Raw genomic sequence first — 9,858 nt, 5'->3', positions numbered from 1 at the left:
GGATGGCGGGCCAGGACCTCGTCGACCTCGGGGGTGAGCGCGGCCGCGAGACGGGAGGCGGCCGGACGCGACTCGTCCCGCAGGGCGTCCACGGCCGCGAGGATCACGTCCCGCCGGCCCTCACTCTTCGGTACGTCGGCCGCCGCCCGTTCGTACAGGCGCGCGCCCTCCTCCAGCACCAGGCCGGTGTCGAGGCCCGCCGGGATCTTGATCCCGGCGTGGTGCCGCCAGGTGGTCACCGGATCACCCCAGGCCTCCACCTGGTACGTCCAGATGCCCTCGCGCGGCAGGGAGACGGTGGCGCCCCAGCGGTCGGTGCCGGGGGCCAGCTCGCGCATCGGCGTCCACGGGCCCGTACGGCCGTCGGGGTCCTTCAGGCGCACATTGGCGGCCACGGCGTCGTGGCCCTCCCTGAAGACGGTCGCCGAGATCTCGAACTCCTCGCCCACGACCGCCTTGGCGGGGCGGCGCCCCTGGTGGACGAGGGGGCGGACGTCGAGGACCGGTATGCGGCCGATCGTGGGGGGTTCGGATGCCGGGTGGGGCGGGTCGGCGCTCACCCGGCGCACGGGGGGCGCGGGCGTGGTGCCGTTCGTCGGGGGTGCTGACGGATGGTGCGTGGCGGGCATGAACCGCTCCTGTCCGCGTCAACGTGGGTGGGCGGATGAGGGTGTGGGGAGGTGGGGCCTGCGGGGCGTACCGGAGGAGCCTTCCCACCCTACGCGGGTGGGCATTCCGGCACTTTGTTAACTACTCACGCGTATGTCTACACACAAGTCCGGCCTCGTCCTCGGAGGGCGCGGCCGGACCGCGCCCCTGCACCGCGGCCGGGCGTTTGACCTGGTGCCAGGGGTTGCTGACCTGCGGGAGTGTGGGGGGTGAACCGATGCCGCGGCCCGTCACCTTGCCCGAAACCGAGCGGTTGACAAGTCCGGGGTGGCCGCGCGGTGGTACGGCCAGGTGCTGGTGCGAAAGTCCTCTTCACGCCTGAGCCGGCGCCGCTTTCACGGACCTGGTGGGTCGCAGCCGTGGTCGCTGCATTGGCCGTTGCTGCATTGACGGTCGCTGGATTGACGGTCGCTGGATTGATGGCTGCGCCGAGGGGCACGGGAGGGGCGCACTCAGGGAGGCACCATGTTGTGGACCCCCTCTCGCCGCTACGGTCGGGGGTGACGAAGGGGCCCACAGCGGTGTGGGTCCCTCGGCCGCGCACGTCCTGTCGCGAAGGTGGAACTCAGTGAAGGCGATCCGCAGGTTCACCGTTCGACCCGTCCTCCCCGAAGCCCTTCACCCGCTCAGTGAGCTGGCGCGCAATCTGCGCTGGTCCTGGCACGCCGAGACCCGTGATCTCTTCCAGTCCGTCGATCCGGAGCGCTGGGCGTCCTCCGGTGGCGACCCCGTACGCCTCCTGGGCAGTGTCGCCGGCGAACGCCTCGCGGAACTGGCCGAGGACCGGCGCTTCCTGCGGCGTCTGCGCGCCGCGGCCGACGATCTGCGCGATTACGTGACCGGTGAGCGCTGGTACCAGACCCAGACGGCCGAACTCCCCGCCGCCATCGCGTACTTCTCACCCGAGTTCGGCATCACCGCGGCCCTGCCGCAGTACTCCGGCGGCCTCGGCATCCTCGCCGGCGACCATCTGAAGGCGGCCAGCGACCTCGGCGTACCGCTCATCGGCGTCGGCCTGCTGTACCGGCACGGCTACTTCCGCCAGACGCTGTCGCGTGACGGCTGGCAGCAGGAACACTACCCGGTGCTCGACCCCCACGAGCTGCCGCTGGTGCCGCTGCGGGAGGCCGACGGCTCCCTCGCCCAGGTCTCCCTGGCCCTCCCCGGCGGGCGCCGGCTGCTGGCCCGTATCTGGCAGGCCCAGGTCGGCCGCGTCCCCCTGCTGATGCTCGACTCGGACGTGGACGAGAACGAGCACGGCGAGCGGGGCGTGACCGACCGGCTGTACGGCGGCGGCAGCGAGCACCGTCTGCTCCAGGAGATGCTGCTGGGCATAGGAGGGGTGCGCGCGGTCCGGACGTACTGCCGCCTGACCGGCCACCCGGAGCCCGAGGTCTTCCACACCAACGAGGGGCACGCGGGCTTCCTGGGGCTGGAGCGCATCGCCGAACTCTGCGCCGAAGGGCTCGACTTCGACGCCGGTCTGGAGGCGGTGCGGGCGGGGACGGTGTTCACCACCCACACCCCCGTCCCCGCCGGCATCGACCGCTTCGACCGCGAGCTGGTGGCCCGCCACTTCGGCCCCGACGCGGAACTCCCGCGCATCGACGTGGAGCGCGTCCTGCGTCTGGGCATGGAGACCTACCCCGGAGGCGAGACCAACCTCTTCAACATGGCCGTCATGGGGCTGCGCCTGGGCCAGCGGGCGAACGGCGTCTCACTGCTCCACGGGCACGTCAGCCGCGAGATGTTCTCGGGCCTCTGGCCGGGCTTCGACCCGGACGAGGTCCCGATCACCTCGGTGACCAACGGCGTGCACGCCCCGACCTGGGTGGCGCCCGAGGTCCTCCGCCTGGGCGCCCGCCAGGTCGGCGCGCAGCGCACCGAGGACGCCCTCACGGTCGGCGGCTCGGAGCGCTGGGACGCGGTGGCCGACATCCCCGACCAGGACATCTGGGACCTGCGCCGGGACCTGCGTGAACAGCTGGTCACGGAGGTACGGCGGCGGCTGTACGCGTCCTGGCGCCAGCGCGGCGCGGGCACGGCCGAACTCGGCTGGATCGACTCCGTCCTCGACCCGGACGTGCTGACCATCGGCTTCGCGCGTCGCGTCCCGTCGTACAAGCGACTGACCCTGATGCTCCGCGACCGCGACCGCCTGATGGATCTGCTGCTGCACGAGGAGCGGCCGGTCCAGATCGTGGTGGCGGGCAAGGCCCATCCGGCGGACGACGGCGGCAAGCGGCTGGTGCAGGAGCTGGTGCGGTTCGCGGACGACCCGCGCGTACGCCACCGGATCGTGTTCCTTCCGGACTACGGCATGGCCATGGCCCAGAAGCTGTACCCCGGCTGCGACGTCTGGCTGAACAACCCCCTGCGCCCCCTGGAGGCGTGCGGGACGTCCGGCATGAAGGCGGCGCTCAACGGCTGCCTGAACCTCTCCGTCCTGGACGGCTGGTGGGACGAGTGGTTCCAGCCGGACTTCGGGTGGGCGATCCCCACGGCGGACGGTACGGCGACCGACGACGACCGCCGGGACGACCTGGAGGCGGCGGCGCTGTACGACCTGCTGGAGCAGCGGGTGGCGCCCCGCTTCTACGAGCGCGGCCAGGGCGGACTGCCCGACCGCTGGATCGAGATGGTCCGCCAGACCCTCACGCATCTGGGCCCGAAGGTGCTGGCCGGCCGGATGGTCCGCGAGTACGTGGAGCGCCTCTACGCCCCGGCGGCCCGCGCGCACCGCGAGCTGGGGCCCGACGTGGCACGGGAACTGGCGGAGTGGAAGGCGCGGGTGCGCGCGGCCTGGCACCGGGTCACGGTGGACCACGTGGAGACGTCGGCCTCGGCGGCCACGGCGGAACTGGGGACGACGCTCGCCCTGCGGGTGCGCGTGGGCCTCGGCGACCTGGCCCCGGACGACGTGGAGGTCCAGGCGGTCTCCGGCCGGGTGGATTCCGACGACCGCATCGCCGACGCGGCGGGCGTCCCGCTGAAGCCGACCGCCGGCCCGGACGGCGACGGCCGCTGGGTCTACGAGGGCCCGCTGTCCCTGGACCGCACCGGCCCCTTCGGCTACACGGTCCGCATCCTCCCGGCCCACCGGCTGCTGGCGTCACCGGCGGAGCTGGGACTCGTGGCGGTGCCGTCGGAGGACGTGGGGGAGGGGGCGGGGGTGCTGTTGCGGTGAGGTGAGGGGCGGTGGCCGAGGAGCGGCCCGGGCTCACTTGCGGTACAGAACTCCTCATTCGCCGGGCCAAGGGCGACGGCGACACGCTCCTCTACCTCGGTGGTACCGAGGTCCGTCTGACGGTGAAGGGCACGACGAAGACTCTGTCCGGCACCCGTTACTACACGGCCAACGGACAAACCATCGCGGTACGCACCGCCACTGCGGGCACGTCGGGCACGAAGCTCAGCTTCCTCGCCTCCGACCACCACGGCACGTCCAGCATCGCCCTGGACGCCACCACGTACGCGATCACCAAGCGCTAGACAACCCCGTTCGGCGCACCGCGAGGCACAAAGCCGACGTCATGGCCGGACGACAAGGCGTTCCTGGGGAAGCCGGCGGATGAGTCGACGGGGCTGACTCACGTGGGCGCGAGGGAATACGACCCGGCAATCGCCCAGTTCATCAGCGTTGACCCGCTTCTGGAACTCGACAAGCACCAGACGCTCAGCGGCTACTCCTACGCCGTCCAGAACCCACTCACCTACTCCGACCCCACTGGAAAAGGGCTTGCCTGTGGTCGAGGAGGGGATGAATGTCCGGACGACGGTGACCCCATGCCAGAGGGTCCAGACGATCATGGTAATGGTCTCAACTACGGTGACCACAGAGGTAGCGATGGTCCCGCTCCCGGCCACCCGAAAGCGTCCAACGGAACCGCATCAGTCGTCGTCTATTACATCGCTCCGACTGTCGATAGCCCAACCCCGCAGCGATATCAGCATCAGGCGCCGAACGGGGTATGCATTTTTGCAATGGCAAGTAGCTGTAGTTCACCAGAACCCCCGCCTGACGAGACGTCGATCCCAGACTTGCCGTGCCTCGAAGGTGACAACCTATGTACTGTCAGGGACGCCTACTACAAGACCATGATGGCCTTGTCTCCTTCCGTCGGCCTGGCAGGCGCCAGGGCGTGGGATCGAGCGCGGACGGTGAATGTTTATAAGGACTTCCCTGAGGCTCCGTTGGTGGTTGACAGGCGCTACCGTGATCAATATGGTCTGCGGTCGCAGCACATCAGGGAAATGTACAAGCAAATAATTCCGGGTAGTGCGGAAGAAAGCTGATCGCGACGAGGGCTGTTATCTCACGATCTGCCCTGCACATGTTACGAAGGTGGTACCCGTGCTGGAGATCTCTGCGTACGGAGATGAGGGCAGTGTGCTGAGGCTGGCGGATGTTGTTGAGACCCTTAGGCAAGTCAGGCAGACGGCGGAGGTGAGTGAAGAGTTCTGGGTTTCCAACCTCCCCGAGTGGCTGCTTGGAAAATTCTCCCCCGAGCGCTCAAGGGAAGAAAAGATTGCCTGGCTGGCTCAATGGAGGAAGGCCGGTGCGGAGGAGCAGAGGCGCATGGTGGAGGCGCAGGGATGGGAACTCATGCAGTGGGCTCACTGGTTCGGCGGCGATAATGAAGAGTGGGCGCTATGGTCTGCAGAAATGGATTCGGCAAAGCGGCTGTTGAAGATTCGCCTAAGCGGTGCGGAAGAACAGTCTCCTGTCGAGGCTGTTGAATGGCTCATCAGGCAGAGTGGATGTCGTGTTGTGCGAAGAGATCTGGTATGAGCCCCCGCGGTCTGCTGGTGGAGTACTTGCCGCGTGCCACTCTGGCGAGAGCTTTGTAGACGAGTGCACAGCGTCCGTCCAGGAGAGAAGGTCTCCGGTCCCGCTCGTCCTCCATGCCCCGTCCCGCCTTTACATCCTCGTGGTCGCGTCGACGACCCGATGCATCGCGCAACGCAATCATGCTGCTACGCAGCGTCCCCTGGTCGTCCCTGGTCAGGGTAGGGACGAACGGCCATGCAGTGACGTGAACTCACACATCTCCCCCCTCCGAGTGCGGCGCGGTTGCCGGCTCGCCAGGTGGGTCGCCGTGGAGCAGCTCTGCCTCAGGCGCCGACTCCGTACAGTGCGGGCAAGTCGATCAAGAGCAGATCCCGGCGCTCCTCGGCGAGTTCCGTCACGTCGGCGTGGAAGCCGTAAAGGGAGAACAGTGCGAGGGTCACTTCAGTCGTGTCGTATCCCTGCTCGGTGGGCAAGTCCCGGATGCGCTCAAGGCGTTGCAGGTCGCCCATCCCCCGGCGGGCCGCCGTCGCCTTGGCCTCTCCCAGCAGAGCGATGCGCGCGCGTGGGGACTGCGGGCGTTCGCCCAGGGCCAGGGCGATGACGTCGACCTCGTGTTTGGTGCGGGCTGCCGGGTCGGGGACCTCCGTTGTGCCGACAGGGCCTGGGAGGCCCTCCGGGAGCATCGTGTGGGCGTGCTGGAGGGTCCATGCGCGGGCGAGGGTCTCGAAGTGAGGGCCGAGGATCTTGGAGTTGAAGGTGGGGGTCGAGGCCTTCCAGATCTGGTCGGCGAAGCCCTGTTCCACCGCTGCCGCCTGGGGGAGTGTGATGAGCTGGTTGAAGCGGATCACAGGATCGGCGAGTGTGATCACCGGGTGGCGGGGGCGGAGGAGGTCCTGCTCGCGATGGATGTAGCCCGTCGACCCCAGGACGTCGAGCGGATGCGTGACGGCGTTGCGCGGGCGGCCGAGCGCGGCACCGATCTTGGTGGGGGTGGTCGCACCTCGGGCGATGGCCGTGAGGATGTCGTAGTAGAGGGTGTGCTGGGTGATGTGAGGGTCCTCACGCAACAGGAACTCGGTTTCCGTACGTGAGTAGATCGCCCGCCCAGGGTTGAGGAGCGTCTGCGCGACCCAGGTGTCGAAGCCGTCGTTCGGGTCGGTGCGGCCGGCGATGGGTCGGTAGCCGGGGGCGCCTCCGAGGACCGAGTGGACGTGCAGCGCCGTGAACGGGTCATCGAGCTGCCAGAAGTCGCGGCTTGTGCGGTAGTCGAAGGCTCCGAGCCGCAGGTCGATGACAGCGCGTCCACGCAACGGGTTTGTGCCTGACAGCAGCTCGTGCATGACGCTCATCGCCGAGCCGCACAGGATGATCCGGGCGCCGATGCCCTCGCCGCGCTGATGGTCGTCATACAACTGCTGGATCAGGCCGGGTAGCTCCGGTGAGTGCTGGAGGAGGTACGGGAGTTCGTCGATGATGAGGAGTGGGATCTCAGAACCGCGAGCCGTGACGTCCAGGGCGTTGGTGAGGACCTCCCGCCAGTTCGCCAGGTCGAGGGTGCCCGGGCGTAGGCCCGCGTGTGCGGCGATGGCCTCGCTGAAGCGCTGAAGTGCCAGGATGCGCCCCTCCTCGCGGATGGCGGTGACGTACAGGCCCCCGACCGACTCGCACAAGGCCTGAAGCAGGAACGACTTTCCGTGGCGCCATCGGCCGGACACGATGCCGAGCCGCATGGCAGGAGACGGGTCGGTGACGAAGTCGGTGAGTAGTGCCCACTCGCGGTTGCGGTCGACTACGTCATGGGGTTTCACCGGGGGAGCCTGGGGCTTGGTGGGGCGTTGTCGCACGGGGGCTCCCGCTGATCGAGTCGAGTGTCTTGTCTAAGTGTGGGTAGACAAATCTCGTCGAACTCGAGTTGGTGAGAGCGTCACTCCTTTGAGTATCCCTGCGCGATGTGGTGGGACGGGCGCGTCAGGGCCACGAGCGCTCGAAAGAGCTGGCCCAGGCCGGCGGCCCCGCTCACCCCTTAGGGTCCTCACACAGCCGCCGCAGCACCGCCCCGCACCGCCGCGCGTACGCGTGCTGCAGGCCCCGGGTCGCCGCGCCGCCGGCGCGGGTGTACCACTTCGCCGGGCGGCTGAACGCCGTGACGGCCAGCCACACCGTGCCGTCACCCGTGCGGTAGAGGACGAACGCCTCCTCGCCGCACTCGGGGTGGCCGGGGAGGGTGCCGTAGGCCCAGCCCTTGTGGCGGGGTTCGTCCATGGTCCAGACCACGCGGCAGGGGGCCTTGATGACTCCGCCGAGGCTGACCGTGACGTCGACTCCGGGGGCGGCCTCGGGGGCGTCGGCGGTGATGCCCACGCCGATCGCGCGGTGCAGCTCCCAGGTGAACAGCAGGCGGGCGGCCAGGTCGAAGACCTCCGTGCCTTCGCCGATGCGCGTTCTGACGTCCATCGGCTTGAAGCCGGGCGGACAGTGGCCGGAGCGGGTCGCGCCCACGTCCTCGTACGTGAAGGGGCTGTGGGCGGAGTCGTCGTGGCCTTCCATGGGGGACATGGGGCCACAGCCTAAGGCGGTACCCGGAGTCGCCTTCTCCCCGGGTACCGCCCCAGTCACTCACCAGGCGGGAATCACGCGGTGACGTTCACCGCGGCCCACGTGGCGTTGACCGCGTTGTACTCCGCGCTGTCGGAGCCGTACAGGGCCGCCGCCGCGTTCAGGGTCGCCGTGCGCGCGCCCTTGTAGTTGGTGGTGGACGTCATGTACTCGGTCAGCGCCTTGTACCAGATCTTGACCGCCTTGTCGCGGCCGATGCCGGTGATCGTGGCGCCGTTGGACGTCGGGGAGTTGTAGGTGACCCCGTTGATCGTCTTGCTGCCGCTGCCCTCCGAAAGGAGGTAGAAGAAGTGGTTCGCCGGGCCGGACGAGTAGTGGACGTCCAGGTTGCCCAGGCTCGACGACCAGTAGTTCGCCGACGAGCCGTCCTTGCTGGGCTGGTCCATGTAGCGCAGCGGGGTGCCGTCGCCATTGATGTCGATCTTCTCGCCGATGAGGTAGTCGCCGACGTCCTTGGAGTTGGCGGCGTAGAACTCGACCGCCGTGCCGAAGATGTCGGAGGTGGCCTCGTTCAGGCCGCCCGACTCGCCGGAGTAGTTGAGCCCGGCCGTGTTCGAGGTGACGCCGTGGGTCATCTCGTGGCCCGCCACGTCGATCGAGGTGAGCGGCTTGGTGTTGCCCTCGCCGTCGCCGTACGTCATGCAGAAGCAGCTGTCGGACCAGAAGGCGTTGACGTACGCGTTGCCGTAGTGGACGCGGGAGTAGGCGGCCACGCCGTTGTTCTTGATGCCGTTGCGGCCCAGGACGTTCTTGTAGAAGTCCCAGGTGACCTGGGCGCCGTAGTGGGCGTCCACGGCGGCCGTCTGTGAGGTCGAGGAGCTCGACGCGGTGCCGGTGCCCCACGTGTCGTCCGCGTCCGTGAAGAGCGTGCCCGCCGAGGAGGACGTGGCGCGCGCCTTGTTGTACGTCTTGTGGGCGCCGCGCGAGGCGTCGTTGAGCTGGTACGTCGAACCGGACAGCGAGGTGCCTATGGTGACCGTGCCGCTGTACTGGCTGTTGCCCGTGCCGGTCTGGACGGCCTCCCACTCGTACAGCTTCTCGCCGGTGGTCGCGTCGGTGATGACGTGCAGCTCCTGCGGGGTGCCGTCGTGCTGGAAGCCGCCGACGACCGTCTCGTACGCGAGGGCCGGCTTGCCGTTGGCGGCCCAGACGACCTTGCGCGGGGCTCTGTCGGCCGCGGACTTGGTGGAGCCCTCCGCCTTGGCGGCCTTCAGGGCCTGCTTCTCGGCCTTGGCCTTGGTGACGTCCGCGGTGAGGTCGGCGACCTTGATGGCGGCCTTCGTGGCCTTGGTGACGCCCTCGGTCTCACCGGACTTCGACTCGTGGACTACCAGGTCGCCGCCGAGGACGGGGAGTCCGGCGTAGGTGCGCTCGTAGCGCGTGTGGGTCGTGCCGTCGGCGTCTTTGATGACGTCGCGGACGACGAGCTCCTCCTGGGCGCCCAGGCCCAGTTCGTCGGCGGTCTCGCTCGTGGCGGCGTCGGCCTGCTTGATCAGGGCGGTGCGCGCGGCCGGGGTCAGGGCGACCGGGAGGGCGGTGACCTTGGGGGACTTGCCGGTGCCGGGTTCCGTCTGCGCGGAGGCGCCGGTGGTCAGGCCGGCGGTGAGGAGGGCCCCGGACGCGACGGCGGTCGCGATGGCCAGGGTGGTGCGCTTGTGACGCGCGTAGAAGGGGGTCACACGAGCTCCTTGTGGGGGAGCCGGACAGTGTGGGGCGACTGTCCGGGATGGTTGTGAAGGTGCGGTGCTGGTGCGGCGGTTGGTGGAAGAGTGACACCAGGG

6 protein-coding genes and 1 pseudogene are annotated in these 9,858 nt (G+C 68.8%); 3 read left to right on the top strand and 4 right to left on the bottom strand.

All coding sequences use genetic code 11. The features are described 5' to 3' along the window. A partial coding sequence (locus ACZ49J_RS18890; RefSeq protein WP_468349490.1) for a maltotransferase domain-containing protein occupies positions 1–629 on the bottom strand: 629 nt, incomplete at its 3' end. 608 nt (positions 630–1,237) lie between these two features. Between ACZ49J_RS18890 and glgP the strand changes: the two genes are divergently transcribed. From glgP to ACZ49J_RS18875, 3 genes and pseudogenes are all read left to right on the top strand, one after another. Then, complete coding sequence (glgP, locus tag ACZ49J_RS18885) at positions 1,238–3,856, top strand: alpha-glucan family phosphorylase (protein ID WP_467449314.1); 2,619 nt, start codon at positions 1,238–1,240, stop codon at positions 3,854–3,856. Positions 3,857–3,903: 47 nt separating this feature from the next. Beyond that, positions 3,904–4,428: pseudogene (locus ACZ49J_RS18880) on the top strand (RHS repeat-associated core domain-containing protein); the annotation flags it as partial. Positions 4,429–5,023: 595 nt separating this feature from the next. Continuing rightward, the gene (locus ACZ49J_RS18875; RefSeq protein ID WP_467449313.1) at positions 5,024–5,461 is read left to right on the top strand and encodes a hypothetical protein; all 438 of its coding nucleotides are present in this window, start codon (positions 5,024–5,026) and stop codon (positions 5,459–5,461) included. A gap of 323 nt (positions 5,462–5,784) precedes the next feature. Here the strand turns inward: ACZ49J_RS18875 and ACZ49J_RS18870 are convergent, their stop codons facing one another. The 3 genes from ACZ49J_RS18870 to ACZ49J_RS18860 form a co-directional block, all read right to left on the bottom strand. After that, positions 5,785–7,191, bottom strand: a complete 1,407-nt coding sequence (locus ACZ49J_RS18870) for an AAA family ATPase (protein WP_468349498.1) — start codon at positions 7,189–7,191, stop codon at positions 5,785–5,787. A gap of 286 nt (positions 7,192–7,477) precedes the next feature. Then, positions 7,478–8,008, bottom strand: coding sequence for a DUF1990 family protein (locus tag ACZ49J_RS18865; protein ID WP_467449329.1), 531 nt, complete (start codon positions 8,006–8,008; stop codon positions 7,478–7,480). Positions 8,009–8,091: 83 nt separating this feature from the next. Next, positions 8,092–9,756 carry a M4 family metallopeptidase gene (locus tag ACZ49J_RS18860; protein WP_467449311.1) on the bottom strand — a complete coding sequence of 555 codons (1,665 nt, stop codon included), beginning with the start codon at positions 9,754–9,756 and terminating at the stop codon, positions 8,092–8,094. Positions 9,757–9,858: the final 102 nt, after the last annotated feature.

The sequence above is a fragment of the Streptomyces sp. NPDC030840 genome (assembly GCF_055572015.1).
Note: the sequence above shows the minus strand (reverse complement) of the source record. Positions and strands in the feature narration are given on the sequence as shown.